At 36.8% G+C, this 18,913-nt stretch carries 18 protein-coding genes; 13 read left to right on the top strand and 5 right to left on the bottom strand.

Features of this window, described 5'->3' with window-relative positions:
- The first annotated feature begins 21 nt into the window (after positions 1-21).
- Both AC5YDH_RS00815 and AC5YDH_RS00820 read left to right on the top strand, forming a co-directional pair.
- A complete protein-coding gene (locus tag AC5YDH_RS00815; protein ID WP_496116351.1) occupies positions 22-1,359 on the top strand; it encodes an ammonium transporter in 1,338 nt (445 codons plus the stop codon).
- Between the two features lie 11 nt (positions 1,360-1,370).
- Complete coding sequence (locus tag AC5YDH_RS00820) at positions 1,371-1,982, top strand: hypothetical protein (RefSeq protein ID WP_496116353.1); 612 nt, start codon at positions 1,371-1,373, stop codon at positions 1,980-1,982.
- Positions 1,983-2,055: 73 nt separating this feature from the next.
- On the opposite strand, the gene rsfS is transcribed toward AC5YDH_RS00820, so the two are convergent.
- From rsfS to AC5YDH_RS00845, 5 genes are all read right to left on the bottom strand, one after another.
- Complete coding sequence (gene rsfS, locus AC5YDH_RS00825; RefSeq protein WP_496116354.1) at positions 2,056-2,457, bottom strand: ribosome silencing factor; 402 nt, start codon at positions 2,455-2,457, stop codon at positions 2,056-2,058.
- Positions 2,458-2,548: 91 nt separating this feature from the next.
- A complete protein-coding gene (locus AC5YDH_RS00830; protein WP_496116355.1) occupies positions 2,549-3,328 on the bottom strand; it encodes a hydroxypyruvate isomerase family protein in 780 nt (259 codons plus the stop codon).
- A 30-nt stretch (positions 3,329-3,358) separates the two neighbouring features.
- Entirely contained in the window at positions 3,359-4,228 is an 870-nt protein-coding gene (locus tag AC5YDH_RS00835) for an NAD(P)-dependent oxidoreductase (protein ID WP_496116357.1), read from the bottom strand.
- A gap of 25 nt (positions 4,229-4,253) precedes the next feature.
- Complete coding sequence (locus AC5YDH_RS00840; RefSeq protein ID WP_496116358.1) at positions 4,254-5,042, bottom strand: crotonase/enoyl-CoA hydratase family protein; 789 nt, start codon at positions 5,040-5,042, stop codon at positions 4,254-4,256.
- Positions 5,043-5,162: 120 nt separating this feature from the next.
- Positions 5,163-7,976, bottom strand: a complete 2,814-nt coding sequence (locus AC5YDH_RS00845) for a GacS-like sensor histidine kinase (RefSeq protein ID WP_496116359.1) — start codon at positions 7,974-7,976, stop codon at positions 5,163-5,165.
- Positions 7,977-8,232: 256 nt separating this feature from the next.
- On the opposite strand from AC5YDH_RS00845, the gene cysM reads away from it, so the two are divergent.
- From cysM to AC5YDH_RS00900, 11 genes are all read left to right on the top strand, one after another.
- Entirely contained in the window at positions 8,233-9,153 is a 921-nt protein-coding gene (gene cysM, locus AC5YDH_RS00850) for a cysteine synthase CysM (RefSeq protein WP_496116360.1), read from the top strand.
- A gap of 16 nt (positions 9,154-9,169) precedes the next feature.
- Entirely contained in the window at positions 9,170-9,991 is an 822-nt protein-coding gene (locus AC5YDH_RS00855) for a 3'-5' exonuclease (protein WP_496116362.1), read from the top strand.
- A gap of 6 nt (positions 9,992-9,997) precedes the next feature.
- On the top strand, positions 9,998-11,386 hold the full coding sequence (gene rlmD / locus AC5YDH_RS00860) for a 23S rRNA (uracil(1939)-C(5))-methyltransferase RlmD (RefSeq protein WP_496116363.1): 1,389 nt from the start codon (positions 9,998-10,000) through the stop codon (positions 11,384-11,386).
- A 34-nt stretch (positions 11,387-11,420) separates the two neighbouring features.
- Positions 11,421-13,727, top strand: a complete 2,307-nt coding sequence (locus AC5YDH_RS00865; protein ID WP_496116364.1) for a RelA/SpoT family protein — start codon at positions 11,421-11,423, stop codon at positions 13,725-13,727.
- Positions 13,728-13,918: 191 nt separating this feature from the next.
- A complete protein-coding gene (locus AC5YDH_RS00870; RefSeq protein ID WP_496116365.1) occupies positions 13,919-14,560 on the top strand; it encodes a beta-ketoacyl synthase chain length factor in 642 nt (213 codons plus the stop codon).
- A complete protein-coding gene (locus AC5YDH_RS00875) occupies positions 14,554-15,348 on the top strand; it encodes a lysophospholipid acyltransferase family protein (RefSeq protein ID WP_496116366.1) in 795 nt (264 codons plus the stop codon). Before AC5YDH_RS00870 ends, AC5YDH_RS00875 begins: the two co-directional genes overlap by 7 nt.
- A 1-nt stretch (position 15,349) precedes the next feature.
- Positions 15,350-15,610, top strand: a complete 261-nt coding sequence (locus AC5YDH_RS00880; RefSeq protein WP_496116367.1) for a phosphopantetheine-binding protein — start codon at positions 15,350-15,352, stop codon at positions 15,608-15,610.
- A gap of 9 nt (positions 15,611-15,619) precedes the next feature.
- Complete coding sequence (locus AC5YDH_RS00885) at positions 15,620-15,868, top strand: acyl carrier protein (protein WP_496116368.1); 249 nt, start codon at positions 15,620-15,622, stop codon at positions 15,866-15,868.
- Positions 15,865-16,425: a COG4648 family protein gene (locus tag AC5YDH_RS00890; RefSeq protein WP_496116370.1), complete on the top strand. Its 561-nt coding sequence runs from the start codon at positions 15,865-15,867 to the stop codon at positions 16,423-16,425. Before AC5YDH_RS00885 ends, AC5YDH_RS00890 begins: the two co-directional genes overlap by 4 nt.
- Before the next feature lie 23 nt (positions 16,426-16,448).
- Entirely contained in the window at positions 16,449-18,125 is a 1,677-nt protein-coding gene (locus AC5YDH_RS00895; protein WP_496116371.1) for an ApeI family dehydratase, read from the top strand.
- Positions 18,126-18,863 carry a glycosyltransferase family 2 protein gene (locus tag AC5YDH_RS00900; RefSeq protein WP_496116373.1) on the top strand — a complete coding sequence of 246 codons (738 nt, stop codon included), beginning with the start codon at positions 18,126-18,128 and terminating at the stop codon, positions 18,861-18,863.
- Positions 18,864-18,913: the final 50 nt, after the last annotated feature.

An 18,913-nucleotide genomic window follows, 5' to 3' on the forward strand; every position in this document is an offset into this window, starting at 1 on the left:
TTCAATCTTGGGGGATTGTGCATGAAAAAAATAAATTATTTAGCATTGCTACTTATGGCAATGTGTTCTACGGCTTGGGCTGATGAGACAGTTGTAACAACAGCAAAAAATATTCAAGAAATACGTATTTCACTTGATAGTGTATGGGTCATTTTGGGGGGTATTTTAGTATTTTTCATGCAGGCAGGGTTTGCACTTGTGGAAAGTGGTTCTGTACGAAGTAAAAACACAGTCAATGTATTAATGAAAAACTATATGGATGCCTGTTTAGGCGGATTGGTTTTTTGGTTGGTTGGCTTTGGTTTAATGTTTGGTGTGAATTCTACAGGATGGTTCGGTTTTAGCCATTTTGCACCAAATGATTTAGAAGATTGGAATTGGAATTTATTATTTTTCCAAATGATGTTTGCTGCAACAGCGACAACAATCGCAAGTGGTGCAATGGCTGAGCGAATTCATTTTGTTGCGTATGTAGTGAGTGCAGTAGTTGTTTCAGGTTTTATTTATCCAGTATTTGGTAGTTGGGCTTGGGGTGGTTTGTTTAATGGAGAAGGTTGGTTAAAGCAGCTCGGATTTATTGATTTTGCAGGTTCAACGGTTGTGCATTCAATGGGTGGTTGGGTTGCATTTGCAGGAATTATTGTTTTAGGTCCACGTTTAGGTCGTTTTGGTAAAAATGGTCAAAGTCATTACTTAGCGGGTCATAACATGCCATTAGTAGCATTGGGTGGTTTTATTTTATGGTTGGCTTGGTTTGGTTTTAATGCAGGTTCGACAATTAATGCAGATGTGAGTATTGGTCGAATTGCACTAAATACACATTTAGCGGCATGTGCTTCGGCAGTCACCTATATGATTTACGCCTTACTTCGTGGTAAAGCAATTTTATTGAAAACAACCATTAATGCATCTTTGGGTGGATTAGTTGCTATTACTGCGGGTTGTGCATCAATGACACCAATTTACGCAGTTCTTACAGGTGCTTTTGCAGGTCTTGTGGTAAGTACTTTGCCATATTTAATGGAAAAATTACGCTTAGATGATGTGGTTGATGCAGTGACTGTACATGGTTTTTGTGGTGCTTGGGGAACGATGGCAGCCGGGTTATTCCTAGAAAACAATATGTTTAATTCGGATATTTTAATTGTTCAAGCATTGGGTGTGGTATCTGCATTTGCTTGGGGTTTTGGTGTGGCTTTTATCGTATTTAAAATTCTAAATATAGTGTTGGGCGGTTTGCGTGTAGAGAAGCAGCATGAGCAACGCGGTTTGGATTACACAGAACATGCCGAATTATCTTATCCAGAGTTTCAAAAAGATGTGACTTTTGAAACAGATAATATTCACAAGCGTCATTAAGGAGCTAAAACATGTCGAGCCAATTATTGAGCCGTACACAAAAGCGTGAGGCAATAGGTCGCGGTTTAAGTCCTTATATGAATGAGACAGCATTACAACAAGTCTTAAATTACTGGGAAGATGAATATGGTGATCAGCCTCCATTTGTATTGAATAAATTTTTGACGGAAATATGTAATACAGATGAGTTGCGCTTTTTTAAAAAGGATATTTTAAAGAAAGTATTAGGTGAGTTATCGTCTATTGAAAAAGATACTTTGCTTTATTCTTCAAAAGATTCGACATTAAATAATGTAGCTTTATCTAAACAAACCTATGATGCATTTATGTTTTTTGTTCAAGAGCTGTGTAAAACAGTACCTTTTAAGAACTTTGAAGAGTTTAATTTAGATGTATATAACGCTTTATCTCAGTCTAAGTTTGAGCTTTTAACGCATTCAAAAATCAATGAAAAGGTTTTTTTAGATTTTATACCTGTTGAGTCGTATGCAAACTTCATTACAGCATTGTATGAAGTATATTGTGAATATTTTGGACCACCCAAAGCAGACCATGTATATGCACAACTTAAAGAGAGAACAAAGCAAAACTATCCAAATGTAGATATGCATGTATTACTTTAATTTTAGATAAAAGATAAAAATTGAGACAATAAAAAAAGCGGCTATTGAGCCGCTTTTTTTATTGCTATATCGCTTAAACTGCAGATTCTGGAGTAGCGCGCCATAAGCTTTCTAAATCATAGAATTTACGAGCTGTTGGAAGCATTAAATGCACCACAACAAACCCAAGATCCACAAGGATCCACTCTGCATCACGCTCACCTTCAACACCAATAGGGCGGAAGCCAGCTTTACGTGCTTCTTCAGCAACGTTATCTGCAAGAGATTTAACATGACGAGTTGAAGTACCGCTCGCAATAACAATAGCATCTGCTACATTGCTAATGCTGCTAATATCGAGTTCAACAATTTCTTTTGCTTTTACATCTAGAAGAGCTTCGTGTACAACTTTCAAGCAAGCTTGTACGTCTTTACTTTGAGAATTCATTTTGAGATCGTGAGAATTAGAAGCGCCAGGCGATGGTTCTAAATTCATAAACGGTATAATTTCCTGACAATTAGGCATGTTCTAATATAGCTGTTTTTTAGCTAAAATTCAATCGAATCTATTTTTAGGTTCATGTAGCCTAAGCAAAATATTTCTTTTTCCAATCAAAAGAAAGCGTTGAGCTCTTTGATGGCTTGTATTCGGCGGCAACAAAACCTTCATATTTGCTATTCCTCAACCAATTAAAAAGTTCAGAATAAGCAATATTTGCTGTATCGGGTTCGTGTCTATTTGGGCAATCTGCGAATTGAATATGTCCAATTTCACCAATATTCTCTTGTAAAGCTTCTAAAACATTTTCTCCCATCATTGCCATATGGTAACAATCGAACTGCATTTTAAGTTTTGGGTTTTGAATTGCTTCAAGTATTTCTTGAGCTTGAGCAATATTTTGAACTAGAAACCGTGGCATATCTGTGCCATTAATCATTTCAAAAACAGGCTGAATATCATGTTCAGCAAACAAATGGCAAGCAAGTTTTAAGTTACTAGAAAGTGTATTTAAACAGGGTAAAAGGTCTGCATCTAATGGCTGTTTACCTGCCAAAATATTAATACTTGGCACATTGAGCGCAGTTGCATATTCAATAGCAAGTTTTAAAGCTTGATGAAATTCAGTTTCTTTACCAGGAATACCTGCTAAGCCGTTGCCACCTTGCATTAAATCTCCCGCAGGAACGTTAATCAGGCAGAGGCTTAAATCATGTTGTTTTAATTGGGCTTGAATATCTTCAATACTCAGCTCATAGGGAAATTGAATTTCAATATGTTGAAAACCGTGTTCTTTTGCTAAAGCAAAACGCTCAATCAGTGGAACTTCAGTAAAAATCATAGAAAGATTAACTGCGAGTTTAGACATGCGATAGCTCCTTAAATACTTTGTATGATTTTATTGGGGTTTAACATGTTGGATGACTGTGGCTAAATCTGCCTCAGAAAAACCGTGTTCTTGATGATCTTTGAGTTGAGATAAAGCAAGTGTTGCAACAGGAATATTTAGGCCAAATTGTTCGGCAAGTTTTATGGCATTGTTTAAATCTTTAGATAGCGTTTGAACTTTCCATTGCACAGGTTCAAAAGTATGCGTAGCCATGCGTGGTGCTAAAATTTGGAAGGGCTTTGAATCGGCAAAACCGCCTGCAAGTGCAGGGGCTAATAAAGTAGTATCCACACCAGATAAAGAGGCAAGTGCGACAGCTTCGGCAATTAAAGTACTGTTTGCAGCAACAATAAGTTGATTACAAATTTTTGTCGCTTGCCCTGTACCTGTATTGCCCATGCGTGTAACACGTTGTGAAAGTACATCATAAACAATAGTCAGATTTTCAATCACTTTTGCATCGCCACCTGCAAAAATGACTAAGCTACCTTGTTCTGCTCCTGCTGTTCCACCTGAAACAGGAGAGTCAATCCAAATAGCATCTTTGGTTTGAACTTGTTTTGCTAAAGACAAGGTTTTATCCACAGATAAACTAGAGAAATCCACAATGACTTGTTGGGGGTGTAGATTGTCGATAATTTGGTCAATTACAGCTTGAACTGAAAAATCATCTGCAAGGCACGAAAGAATAATGGGGTATTGTCCAATATCCTTTAAATGAAGTGGGGCTGCACCTTGAGCAACAAGGTCATCACAAGCAGATGCAGTTCTATTCCATACAGCAACGTGAAAACCCGCATTTAATAAGCGGGATGCCATACGCTTTCCCATTAATCCTATCCCTAAAAATGCGATTTTAGTGTATTGATCAAAAGTCATGGCAAATCCCTTTAAAGCTATTTCACTATTTATATTGGCGCGGTAAAAATTTAAGTTCAGGCTTTTTATCTTTCTTTCGGGCAATTTGGCTATTTTTGCCTAAAAGTAATTTTAATTGCCAAATTTTCTCTAAACGTAAAGATTTAGAGGGTTGATGCTCCATAGCATCGAGTACACGTTTAGATGCTGTTAACGCATCTGGAGAGCGTTGAATCATTTCATTTGCAATGGTTTGAGCACGAGCTAAAGGTGTTTCGTCTAAATGCGTAATTAAGCCAATTTCTTTGGCATATTCACCATCAAAAATACGTGCAGTTAATGTTAATTCTTTAGCTAAATCTAGACTAATGAGTCCTTTTAAGGAACGGCTTAAACCCATGTCTGGAACTAAGCCCCAACGGCTTTCCATAATCGACATTTGTGTTTTGGGATGAGCAATTCGAATATCGGATGCAAGAGCAAGTTGCATACCAGCACCAAAGCAAAAACCTTCAATCGCACTAATAACAGGAACAGGAAGTTCTTGCCAAATTAAGAATGCTTTTTGAAATAAACTTTGACCCGGTTTTATTAATTCCCAAGCAGCAAAGGCTTTATTTTTAGGGTTATTTAAGTCTGCTAAATCGATACCTGCACTAAAAACTTGAGCTTCACCAGTTAAAATAACGCATCGAAGTGAACGATCTTTTTTGAATCTTTCTGCTGTATTTACAAGTTCTTTGAGTAGCGCAAAGCTCATTGCATTACGTTTGTCAGGGCGGTTTAAGTAAACCGTAGCAATTCCATTGTCTTTTTCTATTCGAAGTAATGCCATATTAAAAACTCTTATTTAGCTTCGATTATGAGCATAGCATGTGCCTATATAAGATACATGACAGCACAGTCACATCCTAGCTATAGATATTGTCAATATTAGGTGAAAAGAGCTAGATATTTATGAGTTCAAGCGCCCTAAAATTTGTTTGGCTACATGATCTACTTGAAGAATAATTTCTTTCAACTCATTAAATTTATGCATAACTTCTTGTATAAATTGATCATCTGCCTTACGTCTTTCTTTACGTAAGGTAGAAACGAACTGCTCAAAGTTACTGGTAATTTCTTGTAAGCTTGGCGTGCCAACATAACGTGTTGCACCATGTAGTCGATGTAGGACATGCTCAAGCTGAGGGAAATCTTCCATTTCGATGAGTTGTTCAATTTCTTTAAGTTCAGCAGAAAAACTATCGGTTAGCATTTTAAGTAAATCTAGGGCTAAGTCTTCTTTGTTTGCGGCAAGCTGAATACATTGTTGCCAATTTAATATTTGAGGATCAATTGCATCAAGCGTTACTGATTTTTCAGTCAGTGATGCTTTATTTACAAAATTTGGTGATGTCCAATCCGTTAAAATTTGGATAATTTGTTCCATTTGAATTGGTTTAGTGACGTAATCATCCATGCCTGTTTTAAGCAGTTTTTGCTTTTCATCGGCAAGGGCATGTGCCGTTAAAGCAATAATAGGCAAGCGTTTATGATTCTCTAAAGTCGATTCTAAAGAACGAATAGCACGTGTAGTATCAATGCCAGACATGACGGGCATTTGAATATCCATAAAGACTAAATCGAAGGTTTTTTTATTATCTTCAAAGTTTTGTTCTAAAATTCCAAGAGCTTCTTGACCACTTAATGCTTTCGTTACTCTGACGTTCATTTCGCCTAATAGTGCTTCTAAAACAATGAGATTTGGAAGGTGATCATCAACGGCTAAGACATGTAAACCCTGTCCGTTAAATTCTTCAGTTTCAAGTTCTTCAAATGTATTTTCATTGTTGAGTAAGTGCGCTAAAGCAGAACGACTTAATGGTTGGTAAAGTGGTAATGCGCGATATTGATGAAGCAAATCTGGTTCTAAAGCCATTTGATAGCCATAAATACCAATTTTACCTTGGTATCTAGAACGAATTTCTTTCAGTAATGCTTCTGTGTCACCATTTTGGTCAAAAATAAGCCATGTGTTTTCAATGTTTTCGGACAATAAACTTAAACGACTAAAGAGGTCAATAATGGATGTCGCTTCAATATGATTGACTTTGTAGTCTTCTAAATAATGGCGCAAAATGTTGGCAGTAGCAGGGTGAGCCATAAATGATAAAACTTGGGTATTTTCAAAAGAAGGATGAACCGTAATTTCATCATCATCTGTACCCAACATTGCAGTAAACCAGAAGGTTGAACCTTTATCTGTAGGTGCGCGCTCTTGGTTATCTTCAAAACCAATTTGACCTTGCATAAGGTGTACAAGCTGTTTTGAAATGGCTAAGCCTAAGCCAGTTCCTCCAAATTGACGCGTGACAGAAGCATCACCTTGCGAGAATGATTCAAATAGACGTTTTCGATCTGTTCCGCTTAAACCAATTCCACTATCTTGCACACTGAAATGAACAAGACATTGTCCAATATCATCGTGTTCTATCCGTGCACGTACAATAATTTCACCATCTGGTGTGAACTTAATGGCATTGGAAATTAGATTCGTTAAAATTTGCTTAAAGCGAAGTGCATCGCCAATGACTTGTGTTGGCAAATCGTTAGCATAATAAAATGCCATGTTGATATGCTTTTGCGCAGCAAGTGGCGAGAGCATATCCATAACATCATAAATGGCTTCTTCTAAATCAAAAGGTGCTGTTTCTAACTCAAGTTTGCCTGCATCAATTTTAGAAAAATCTAAAACGTCATTGATGAGTGCAAGTAAATGTGCGGAAGATTTTCGAATAGTTTGTAAGTAAAGTTTTTGCTCATTACTCATGTTGTCCTGACGTAAGAGCAAATGAATAAAACCATCAATACTGTTTAAAGGTGTGCGTAATTCATGACTAATATTGGCCAAAAATACAGACTTAGATTGATTGGCTGAAATAGCTTGGTCACGTGCTTGACGATACGTGATATTTTGAACTTCTAATGTATCAAGTGTTCTTCTTAAGTCATCTTCAGTTTGTTCTGTATGTTCTTTTAGTTCTAAAAAACTAAAATGTAAGCGTTTTACTACGTTTGCAATATCACGTTGTAGTAAGCGTAACTCTCCCGTACTGTTAATCACCATATGTTGATCTAATGTATCGGCATTCAGACGTTGTAGTTGCATCCGAATTTCATACATTGGTGCAATCCAACGTCTAGAATAGAAATTTAAACACAGTAACAGTAAGAGTAAAGTGGTTAATCCTGTTGCAATTAAAACAATTAAAACGCGATAACGTGCAATTTGTAATGGCTGGTTATCAACCTCAATCATTAACCAAGTTGGTGAGGTTCCTGCATTCTGAATGGCTAATCCGTAAATGTTGCTATTTTTAGATTTAATTGGACCAATAAAATCAGTATTTTTAGTGAAATTTGGCCAAGGTGTTTGGGGTTGATAGCCACGGCTTAATAAAATTTGATTATTTAAATTGACAATTGCAGCCCGCGTCACATGTTTTTCATCCATGATACTTTGCATAAAAAACTGCGATTGAATAGATGCCAATTCAGGGTGGGTAAGTTGAGAAACAAAGGTTTCTGCAGCAATTTCATTACGCGTTAATATAGCCAAAGCCATTTGTTTTTGTTGTGACTTTGCAGCATTAGACGTTTCAGATAAAACAAGAACCGCGCCTACACATGCCAAAATGGTGATAGGAACAAAAATCAGTGCAATGAGCTGTCCATAAGCATGATTTAAATGAAGTCGTTTAAATAACTTTTTGTTGATATTTGACATGTTTAGATCAAGTTTTCGTTATGCAATTGAGTTTAGCATGCTTTTTTCAGCAGTTAATATTTTCATCTGTGAATTCAATAGATACTAAAGTAAAAAGATATCTAGGGAAATCCTTATAATATTTAAGTATTTTTCAAGCTAAATATTTAGAAGATAAGCGTTTGTTATTTGGTTATCTTTAGGAAAAAGTACTTAAAAGGATGCAGAATAAAGGTTTTTTTCATACAATATGCGCACCTCGATATAGGTGCATACAATGAGTAACACATCCCCAGATTTCCAAGCAGCCGATTTTTTATTAGACCATTATGTCGGAAAAACGCCATTAGTACGTTTACAGCGCCTTGCAAATCATACAAAAGCAACCGTTTTAGCAAAGCTTGAAGGTAATAATCCGGCAGGTTCTGTGAAAGACCGTCCTGCATATAACATGATTATGCAAGCGGAAAAACGAGGGCAAATAAAACCGGGTGATACGCTTATTGAAGCAACAAGTGGTAATACAGGTATTGCTTTAGCTATGGTTGCAGCAATGCGTGGCTATAAAATGACACTTATTATGCCTGCAAGTTCAAGCCAAGAGCGTAAAGATGCGATGCGTGCTTATGGCGCCGAACTTATTGAATCTGAAAACATGGAAGAAGCTCGTGATTTAGCTCTTCAAATGGAAAAAGAGGGTAAAGGTCTTGTTTTAAACCAATTTGGTAACCCAGATAATGTGGAAGCACATTACTTAACAACGGGGCCTGAAATTTGGCAACAAACAGGTGGTAAAATCACCCATTTCGTGAGTTCTATGGGAACAACAGGCACGATTATGGGGATTTCTAAATATTTAAAAGAACAAAATCCTGATATTCAAATTATTGGTTTACAACCTTCTGAAGGTTCAAATATTGCAGGTATTCGCCGTTGGCCTACAGAATATTTGCCTACAATTTTTGATGCTAAACGTGTAGACAGAATTATGGATATTCCGCAAATTGAAGCGGAAAAAACAGCACGTCAATTGGCACGTAAAGAAGGTATTAGTGCAGGTACATCTTCGGGTGGTGCTGCATGGGCTTCAATTAAAATTGCTGAAGAAAATCCAGATGCAGTTATTGTGTGCATTATTTGTGACCGTGGTGACCGTTACCTCTCTACTGGGTTATTCTCTGTAGTAGATCCTGAATAATAAGCTTGAGATAAAAATGCGCTTACCTGTTTTAATTTTTGATATAGAAACTCTTACCGACCTTAAATCGGGTGCGCATTTATATGGTTTAGATTTACCCGAAGCCGATCTTGAACAGGCGTTAATGAAACTTCGTCGTCAAGAAACGGGTATGGATTTTCCACGCTTACCTTTACATGAAATTGTCTGTATTTCAGGTTTATGGATAGATGAACTTGGTGCAATGAAATTATTTTCATTTAGCCGAGAACAATTTTCAGAAGCAGAAATTTTAAGAAAATTTTTGTCTATTTTTGATAAGAGGAATCCAACTTTAGTGAGTTGGAATGGCTCACAGTTTGATATTCCTGTAATTTTGTACCGTGCGATGTATCATGGTTTATCTGCACCAAGTTTGTTCGATCAAGGCGAAATTGATAGCCAAAAACGGTATAATAATTATCAGAACAGATACCATCACCGTCATATCGACTTAATGGATGTGATGGCAATGTTTAATGGTCGCAACTTCCAAAAGTTAGATGATATGGCACATTTACTTGGTTTTCCGGGTAAACGTGGCGATTCGGGTTATCATGTTCCTGAATACGTTAAAACTGAGCAATGGTTGAAATTAACCAGCTATTGCGAAGGTGATGTATTGAATACATGGCTTATTTATATTCGTTGGCTTTTGCTTAAAGGGCAGCTGAATGTGGAAGATCATCGCTTATGGATTCAAAGCACCATTGAGTATTTACAGTTGCAACCGCAACATGTCGATTTTTTACAAGTTTGGCGGAAAACCGCTCAGCATACGGAATTTACTTCCTCCGATTTCCCTTCTTCCCAAGATTAGGTACACATGAAACATAGAGCTAAACCTCGCACTACTCAACAAGCAATTTATACTTTTCAGGTTGAGTCACTCTCACACGAGGGGCGTGGTATAGCACACTATGGTTCACATCCTGATCATCCGAAAGAAAAACATGGTAAAAAAGTTTTTATTGGTTCTGCTTTACCTGGCGAAACAGTGAAGGCAAAAATTACTCGTGAAGTAAAAAAGTTAGAAGAAGCTGATTTTGTTGAATTGTTAAGTGAACCATCTGCAATTCGTGCAGAACCACAATGTCCACATTATGGAATTTGTGGTGGTTGTAATATGCAACATATTCAAAAAGATGAACAAATTTTATTAAAACAAAATGTATTGAAATCTCACTTAGAACATTTTGCAGCAATTCAACCTGAACAATGGTTGGCGCCATTACGTTCATTGCGTGAAGATTATCGTCGTAAAGCACGTGTAGGTGTACGTTATATCCCAAGTAAAGATAAACTTGTTGTTGGCTTTAGAGAGCGTGCGAGCAATCATTTAACCAATATTGACCGTTGTCTGGTACTCGATAAAGAGTTCGGTTCTTTAACGACCTTAAAACAGTTACTTCAAAGTTTAAAAGGCAAAGCAGACATTGGTCATGTAGAGCTGGCAATGGGTGATACAGAAATTGCACTATTGGTACGTCATACTGAAGAATTATGTGATGCAGATGTCAACGTATTAAAAGGTTTTGCGTTACATAAGAAGTGGCAGTTATATTTACAACCTGCAGGTGCAGAGTCTGTTCATCGAGTAGATGATGCTAAAACTGTAATGCGTTTGTATTATAGTCTGAGTGATTTTGATATTCAGTTTGCATTTCATCCTCTAGATTTTACGCAAGTAAATTCTACGATTAATCCGCAAATGGTGAAAATGGCATGTGAATTGCTTCAGCTTAAGGGTGGAGAACGAGTTCTAGATCTATTTTGTGGATTAGGAAATTTCTCATTGCCTTTAGCGCGTTGTGTTGGTGCAGACGGTGAAGTAGTTGCTGTTGAGGGTTCCGATGAAATGGTTCATCGTGGTGCTGAGAATGCGAAACTCAATGGTTTAAGTAATGTTAAATTTTATTCACAAGATTTAACAAAAGATTTTTCGCATCATTCTTGGGCAAATCAAGGTTTTGATGCATTATTGATTGACCCTCCACGTTCAGGTGCGGAAGAGGTTATGGGGTATGTGCCCAAGTTTGGTGCAAAAAAAATCGTTTATGTGTCGTGCAATCCTGCAACTCTTGCAAGGGATGCAAAATTGTTAGAGCAACAAGGCTATAAACTGAAAACAGCTGGCGTTATGGATATGTTTACTCATACGGGTCATGTTGAATCAATTGCATTGTTTGAGAAAGAACTCGCAATAAACGATTAATAAATAATGAAACATATAGAGGTAGGAGAAAGGTATGGTCACAGTACGTGAACAGCTTCCTGGACATTTCAACGAATTGTCTGAGGAAACGACTGTAGAACATGCCGAGCAAGCACGACAAGATGTGGCTGAATGGCTCAATCGTGTACGTGGCATATTAGATGGTGCTGCACTAGAGCGACTCGAAGAAGTTGCTAATTATATTTTAAAAAAGCAACTTGAAACGACGGTTAACCATCGCTCAAATACGCTAGATGCTGGCATTGAAATGGCAGATATTCTTGCGCATTTACATGCTGACGAAGACACCTTATCTGCTGCATTCCTTTATCGAAGTATCCGAGAGGGGTTGGTTTCGGTTGACGAAATACGCTCTTTGTTTGGCGAAGCTATATTTGCTTTGGTTAAGGGTACTTTGGCAATGGGGCGTTTGTCAGACTTAATTGAAAAAAATAAGCGTTTAGAAGATCACTTTAATAACAACCAACGTGAACATTTAACTGGCATTTATAAAATGCTCATTTCTGTAACGGAAGATGTTCGGGTGGTGCTGATTAAGCTTGCTGAACGTACGTATGCACTACGTGAGTTGGCACACTCTTCAAAAGAGCGTCAAGAGCGTGTTGCTCGAGAAATTTTAACAATTTATGCACCACTTGCACATCGTTTAGGTATTGCTCAGTTAAAGTGGGAGCTTGAAGATTTAGCTTTCCGTTATTTAGCACCAGATCGTTATAAAGAAATTGCAACACTTCTAAATGAAAAGCGTTTAGAGCGTGAGCAATATATTCAATTTGTGATTGATAAGTTAAAAAGCGAATTAGCTGATCATCAAATTGAAGCTGAAATTAATGGGCGAGTGAAACACATTTATTCGATTTATCGAAAAATGAAAAGTAAAAACCTCAGCTTTGATCAGCTTTATGATATTCGAGCATTACGTGTTTTGGTTAAAACAATTCCAGAGTGTTACCACAGCTTAGGTATTGTTCATCAAATTTGGCGTCATATTCCACATCAGTTTGATGACTATATTACTAATCCTAAAGCCAATGGATATCGTTCATTACATACAGCCGTTATTGCTGAAAATAAATCTCTAGAAGTGCAAATTCGTACGATGAGTATGCATGAAGAAGCAGAGCTAGGCGTATGTTCACACTTTAATTATAAAGAAGGTGCTAAAGCTACAGATCATTCATTTAATCATCGCTTACATTCATTGCGTTCGGTTCTTGAGCACTATCAAGAGCGTACAGATGCAAGTGCACATAAAGATGATAAAGATGAAGAAGATTTTGATCAAATTCAAGAATTTGAAGACTTTGAAAAGATTTATGTCTTTAGCCGTGATGGAGATATTAAAGAGTTACCACGCGGTTCTACGGTTTTAGATTTTGCATATCATGTTCATACGCAAGTTGGAAACAAGTGTTATGCAGCACGTGTTAACCAGCGTTATGTACCTTTAACGTATGCGTTAAAAACAGGTGAGCAGGTTGAAATTTTAACCAAAAAAGATCGTGAGCCAAACCGTGATTGGTTGGTGAACTCTCTAGGTTATATTAAAACTGCACGGGCACGTGACAAGTTGCGTCATTGGTTCCGTCAACAAGACCGTAGTAAGAATTTAGAGGTTGGTCGTGAGCTTTTAAATAAAGAACTTGCTCGTCTTGCTATTCATCCGAAGAGTATTGATTTAAGTGATTACTGTAGCCATTTCAACGTAAAACAGGGCGAAGATATTCTGATTGCTTTGGTGAATGGTGATATCAGCTTACATTCCTTAATTAATCAAGTGAATCGTCACATGCATTTAGATCAGGATGAGCCTGAGCTAGTGCTGAAACCGACGCTAAATCCTCGTGCGAGTCATACACTTTCTGCACATGGAATTTTGATTGATGGCTTAGATAATGTTGAGTTGCATATTGCTCAATGTTGCCAACCTGTTCATGGTGAATCAATTGCGGGTTACATTACTTTAAATCGTGGTGTAAGTATCCATAAAGTTGCCTGCCCTGATTATATTCGCATGATTGGGCAAGAGCCTGAACGTGCTGTAGAAGCAGATTGGGAAATGCAGCCAACACGTGGTCAAAGTGTGCAAATTGTCGTTGAAGCTTATGATAGACGTGGTTTGCTAAAAGATTTAACACAAGTTATTTTCTCTGATCAAATCAATATTCGACAGGTTAATACGATTTCTGAAGCAGATGGTATTGCCAATATGAAATTGTTAATTGAAGTGAAAGGACTTGCCCAATTGTCAAAACTATTGGCTCGATTGGAACAACAGCCTGGTATTATTAGCGCACGTCGTTTAGTTCAAGGAAACTAAATTTACATGTCAAGAAAACCCACAATTGTGGGTTTTCTTTTTTTTAGCGGTAAAAGATATTTTAATTTAAATAAAAATGGCTGATATCATATATTAATAATTTAAGCCTTAACCTTTATCTAAAAGTTAAGGCTAGTGATATAATTTCGCAGTTTTTATTATAGGTCATGCAAATGCATGAGGGGATAAGCATGAATGATACATATACAATGAAGATTAATATGTCTCAATTGCAAGCATGTCAGTTTGATATGGTTGCTTCATCACTTAGTAAAATTCCTCCTATGCAACGCCGCCGTTTATCTTCAATTGCAAAACTTGCTCTAGGTAATGCTTTATTGGCTTTGGAAAATAATACTGCGGACTATATTGTGTGGGTTTCACAATATGGTGATGAACAAAAAACATTTAAAATTTTAGAGGATGTATTACAAGGGCAAACGCCTTCTCCAACACAGTTTTCAACATCGGTACATAATGCAGTATCAGGTTTATATTCGATTTTGTGTGAAGATTCGACACCATCAACAAGCCTAGCTGGTACATGGAAGGATGCTGTTATTGAAGCGTATTCTTGGTTGAAAACAACTGAAAATAAAAATGCTAAAGTGCTCGTGGTTTATTATGATGAGCCACTTCCAGAAATATATAATGAACAACAAAATTTTGATGCAATTGCAATGTCTGCAATTTTTAGTTTAGCGCAAGAAAATTTAAGTTTAGAAATAGGTTATGCAAAAACTGAAAAATATGCAGCACTAGAAGCACAAGCATTTTTTGATTTTTGGCAGCAGCAAGATATTGTTCAATTTAATGCGTGGACAAAATGTTAAATATTAAAAATATAAAGAAAAAAGTCAATTATGCATGGCGTGTTGGTGCAACAGGTTTTAGTTTTGCAAGCTTTGGAATTGGTGGTGTGGCAATTGGTGGTTTAGCATCACCCATTATTTATTTAACGACCAAAGATCAAGAACAACGTAAAATAAAAACGCAGAAATTAATTAAGCATACCTTTAAAGGTTTTACTGAAATGATGGTAAAGCTGGGCGTTATGACTTATGAAATTGAGGGGTTGGAAAAACTTCAACAAAGCCGACAAGAGTTGGTGATTGCAAATCATCCAACCCTAATTGATGTTGTAATGTTGATTGGTTTAATGGAACAAGCCAATTGTGTTGTAAAACAAGCATTATGGTCAAACCCTTTTACGAGAGGTCCTGTGCAAGGTGCTGGTTATATTTTAAATGCGGGTTCTGAGAAATTCATTCACGATTGTGTGCATAAACTTTCGCAAAATGGAGCACCTTCATTATTGGTTTTTCCAGAGGGAACACGAACAGAGAAAAGCTCAATACTGAATGAATTCCAACGTGGAGCTGCAAATATTGCATTACGTGCAAATGTTCCTATCCGTCCTATTCTCGTGACTTGTACACCATCAACCCTGACTAAAAATGAAAAGTGGTATCATATTCCTTCAGAAGCTTTTCATATTAAAATAAAAGTTCTCGATGCATTTAATATTCAAGATGTTTTAGAAGATGTCAGTGTTAACCCTAAAAATGTACGTCTTCTAAATCATTATTTACATCAATTTTTTTACCAAGAGTTATCTTAAAATGAGCAATCTTGCTGATGAATTAAAGCAAATGATTATTGATGTTTTGGCCCTTGAAGATATCAGTGTAAATGATATTGAAACTGAAGCACCTCTTTTTGGTGATGGTTTGGGCTTGGACTCAATTGATGCTTTAGAATTGGGGTTAGCGCTGAAAAAGCGTTACAACATTCATTTGAATGCTGAATCTACTGAAACGAAACAATATTTTAAGTCAATTCAAAGCTTAGTGGCTTTGGTTGAAGCGCAAAAAACGGCATAAGGGGTTTTCATGCTGACTCAAGACCAAGTACTCGAAAAATTACGTGAATGGATGGAAGAGCTTTTTGAAATTGCTCCAGAAGATATTCAATTAGACTCTAATCTTGCAACTGACCTTGATGTCGATAGCATTGATGCAATTGATTTGGTTGTGAAAATTAAAGAGTTAACAGGTAAACAGGTAAATCCTGAAGACTTTAAAAATGTTCGTACCATTCAAGATGTTGTGACTGTTATTCAGAATATGTCTGCTGAATGAGTTGGCTACTAAAAGGGATTGTCACACTTGGGGTGATTCTGTATCCCTTTTTAGTGGGGTATAGCCTTGCAAATGGACAATATATTTGGGTTAGTTGTTTTTTAATTGGCTTTGGTATTTTACGTTTATTGTCCAAAGGTAATACATTGTTATGGCCCTTAACAGGCTTTGCAATTTTGTGTGGCGGTTTAAGTTTAGTTCTTAAAGATCATGCTTGGTTAAAACTATATCCTGTTTTTATGAGTGTGGGAGCATGCACAATTTTTGCTTCAACACTCATAAAACCACCATCAATGATTGAGCGTTTTGCACGTTTAGCAGAGCCAAATTTACCACCAGAAGGGGTGGTTTGGACAAAGAAAGTCACGGTAGTTTGGTGTGTTTTTTTTATCATTAATGCCTTGATTGCTCTATTTACTGTTGTATTTAGCTCAACTAAAGTTTGGGTGCTGTACAACGGTTTTATTTCCTATGTACTTATGGGAGTTTTGTTGCTTGGGGAATTTGTATTGCGAAAGCGTCAACAAAGGCTGCATGAATCGCAACACACCAATTAAGCAAAAGAAAAGAACGGAAACTTATGTCTTGTCATTTTGAAAATCATGTTCACTCATCCAATATTTTGTGTATTAAATCCGATTTAAGCACTGTAAGTTTTGCTCAGTTTTGGCAAGATGTTGCAGAGCAACAAGCACAAATAGAGCAGTTTAAAAATGAAATATGGGCACTTTGGGAACAAGACAGTTACGAATTCCTAGTCCTTTTATTTGCATCATTAAATGCGGAAAAACAAGTTTTATTACCGCCGCACAGAATTCGAGATTTAGAAGAAGAATTAGCTCAACAAGATATTCACTTTTTGACTCGGCAACCTGTGGTTCATAATGCTATATCAACCGTTCAAAGCTTTGATGATGCCTTTTTAGAAAATACCAATGTTTATTTCTACACTTCAGGTTCAACAGGTCAACCAAAAAAAATTCCACGTACGCTTGCACAACTATTTAATGAAGTTTCAGGTTTGGATGCAAGCTTTGCGTTAGCGGAAAAAGCTGTTGCTATAGCAACGGTAAGTCATCAACACATTTATGGTTTGTTGTTTAAACTGTTATGGCCACTTGCAAGTGGACGAGCTTTCTATCAAATACAGCTCGCATTTCCTGAAGATGTTGTCGATATTCAAAAGAAAATTGCACATTTAAAGATAGAAAATTATGTGATTTCGAGTCCAGCTTTATTAAAGCGCTGGACAGCTGATGTCATTCTTGAGCAGTGTATTACTGTATATTCATCGGGTGGTAAATTAGATTCAGGCGTACGTCCATTTGTAAATGCCCCCATTACAGAAGTATTTGGTAGTTCGGAAACAGGTGGTATTGCATATCGCCAAGAAGAAAATGCATTGTGGCAACCTTTTGCCAATGTTGATATTCGTTTAAGTGAACAACAAGAGCTTGCAGTAAAAGCAAACCATGCTTGTACTTCTGATTGGATTTTAACAGGTGATAAGGTTGAGTTAATTGATGAGCAAAATCCTAAAAGTTTGTTTAAATTATTAGGACGTTTAGATCGCATTGTAAAATTAGAAGAAAAACGCCTGAGTCTAGATGCGATTGAGCATAAAATTTCAAATCTTGATGTTGTTCAGCATAGTCATGTTCTTATCATTGAAAAAGAACATCGTCAGATTCTAGTATGTGTTGTCGTACTGACTGAAACAGCACGTGAACAACTCAAAAGAATAGGTAAAGCTTCGTTTGTTGCAGCGTTAAAGGCTCAGTTGAAAGACAAGCTCGAAACGATAGCAATTCCACGTCAGTGGCGCTTCATCACGCAATTGCCACAAAATGCACAATCTAAATTAAATAAGCAATATTTAAAGTCTTTGTTTGAACCAATGCTATTACCAGTTGTTTTAGAACAGCAATGGCAAGCGGAACAATGTGAGTTTAAGCTTGAATTTAGTCCTGAATTGGAATGTTTTAAGGGGCATTTTCCTAATTTTTCAATTTTCCCAGGGGTAGGGCAAATTGGATTTGTTCAGCATTTTGCCAAACAAAGCTGGTCAGACTTACTGTGGTGTAATGGTATGGAGCAAATAAAGTTTCAAGACCTGATTCATCCTTATACTGTATTAAAGCTAAGCCTGATCCGAAAATTACATAAAGTTAGTTTCGAAATGCGTATGGAAGATAAAATTATTGCATCAGGACGTTTATTGTTTACCGTTCAGTCAGATGATGTTGAGGTGAATTAAATGAAGCAATGTTTTGTTATACCTGTTTATAACCATCCATATTATTTAGAGGCTTTGGTTAGTTATTTGGCTCAATCTAAACTTCCAGCAATTTTAGTGAATGATGGAAGTGAAAAGGACTGCACAGATTTACTTCGTGGCTTGGCTCAAGCAAATGAATCTTGGGTTTATCTTGTTGAACATGAGCAAAATAAAGGTAAAGGCGAAGCTGTTATTACAGGATTGCGAAAAGCATATAGTTTAGGTTTTAGTCATGCACTACAGCTCGATTCTGATGGACAACATGATTGGAATGATGTGCAGCGCTTTTTAGATGCATCACAAATAAATCCACAAGCAATGGTAATTGGACAACCAATATTTGATGCATCTGTGCCTAAAAAACGTTTATATGGACGTTACGCAACACATATTTGGGTTTGGATTAATAGTTTGTCTTTTGAAATTAAAGACAGCATGTGTGGATTCCGTGTTTATCCATTAGGAAGTACAATTCAGCTTTTAGATAAAGCTTCTTTTCAGCCAAGAATGGGCTTTGATACTGAAATTTTAGTCCGTTTAAAATGGGAAAATGTCCCTTTTATTAATGTACCAACTAAGGTGATTTATCCTGAAGATGGGATTTCACATTTTAATGCGCTACGTGACAATATTGGTTTGACTAAAGCGCATTCGCGGTTGTTTGCAGGTATGCTTATTCGCTTACCTAAATTACTATATAACAAAATAAAGAGTTAAATTGTGAGCCAAAACAAACAAAACCAATGGAGTAACATTAAGGAGCGTGG

The organism is Acinetobacter sp. FY683, assembly GCF_059515885.1.

Bases quoted from the DNA above. Each gene is read 5' to 3' on its own strand.
- AC5YDH_RS00875 (WP_496116366.1), top strand. From the start codon at position 14,554: ATGTTAAATATTAAAAATATAAAGAAAAAAGTCAATTATGCATGGCGT.
- AC5YDH_RS00815 (WP_496116351.1), top strand. From the start codon at position 22: ATGAAAAAAATAAATTATTTAGCATTGCTACTTATGGCAATGTGTTCT.
- AC5YDH_RS00880 (WP_496116367.1), top strand. From the start codon at position 15,350: ATGAGCAATCTTGCTGATGAATTAAAGCAAATGATTATTGATGTTTTG.
- AC5YDH_RS00890 (WP_496116370.1), top strand. From the start codon at position 15,865: ATGAGTTGGCTACTAAAAGGGATTGTCACACTTGGGGTGATTCTGTAT.
- AC5YDH_RS00830 (WP_496116355.1), bottom strand. From the start codon at position 3,328: ATGTCTAAACTCGCAGTTAATCTTTCTATGATTTTTACTGAAGTTCCA.
- AC5YDH_RS00840 (WP_496116358.1), bottom strand. From the start codon at position 5,042: ATGGCATTACTTCGAATAGAAAAAGACAATGGAATTGCTACGGTTTAC.
- AC5YDH_RS00820 (WP_496116353.1), top strand. From the start codon at position 1,371: ATGTCGAGCCAATTATTGAGCCGTACACAAAAGCGTGAGGCAATAGGT.
- AC5YDH_RS00900 (WP_496116373.1), top strand. From the start codon at position 18,126: ATGAAGCAATGTTTTGTTATACCTGTTTATAACCATCCATATTATTTA.
- AC5YDH_RS00845 (WP_496116359.1), bottom strand. From the start codon at position 7,976: ATGTCAAATATCAACAAAAAGTTATTTAAACGACTTCATTTAAATCAT.
- AC5YDH_RS00835 (WP_496116357.1), bottom strand. From the start codon at position 4,228: ATGACTTTTGATCAATACACTAAAATCGCATTTTTAGGGATAGGATTA.
- AC5YDH_RS00895 (WP_496116371.1), top strand. From the start codon at position 16,449: ATGTCTTGTCATTTTGAAAATCATGTTCACTCATCCAATATTTTGTGT.
- AC5YDH_RS00855 (WP_496116362.1), top strand. From the start codon at position 9,170: ATGCGCTTACCTGTTTTAATTTTTGATATAGAAACTCTTACCGACCTT.
- AC5YDH_RS00885 (WP_496116368.1), top strand. From the start codon at position 15,620: ATGCTGACTCAAGACCAAGTACTCGAAAAATTACGTGAATGGATGGAA.
- rlmD (WP_496116363.1), top strand. From the start codon at position 9,998: ATGAAACATAGAGCTAAACCTCGCACTACTCAACAAGCAATTTATACT.
- AC5YDH_RS00870 (WP_496116365.1), top strand. From the start codon at position 13,919: ATGAATGATACATATACAATGAAGATTAATATGTCTCAATTGCAAGCA.
- cysM (WP_496116360.1), top strand. From the start codon at position 8,233: ATGAGTAACACATCCCCAGATTTCCAAGCAGCCGATTTTTTATTAGAC.
- AC5YDH_RS00865 (WP_496116364.1), top strand. From the start codon at position 11,421: ATGGTCACAGTACGTGAACAGCTTCCTGGACATTTCAACGAATTGTCT.
- rsfS (WP_496116354.1), bottom strand. From the start codon at position 2,457: ATGAATTTAGAACCATCGCCTGGCGCTTCTAATTCTCACGATCTCAAA.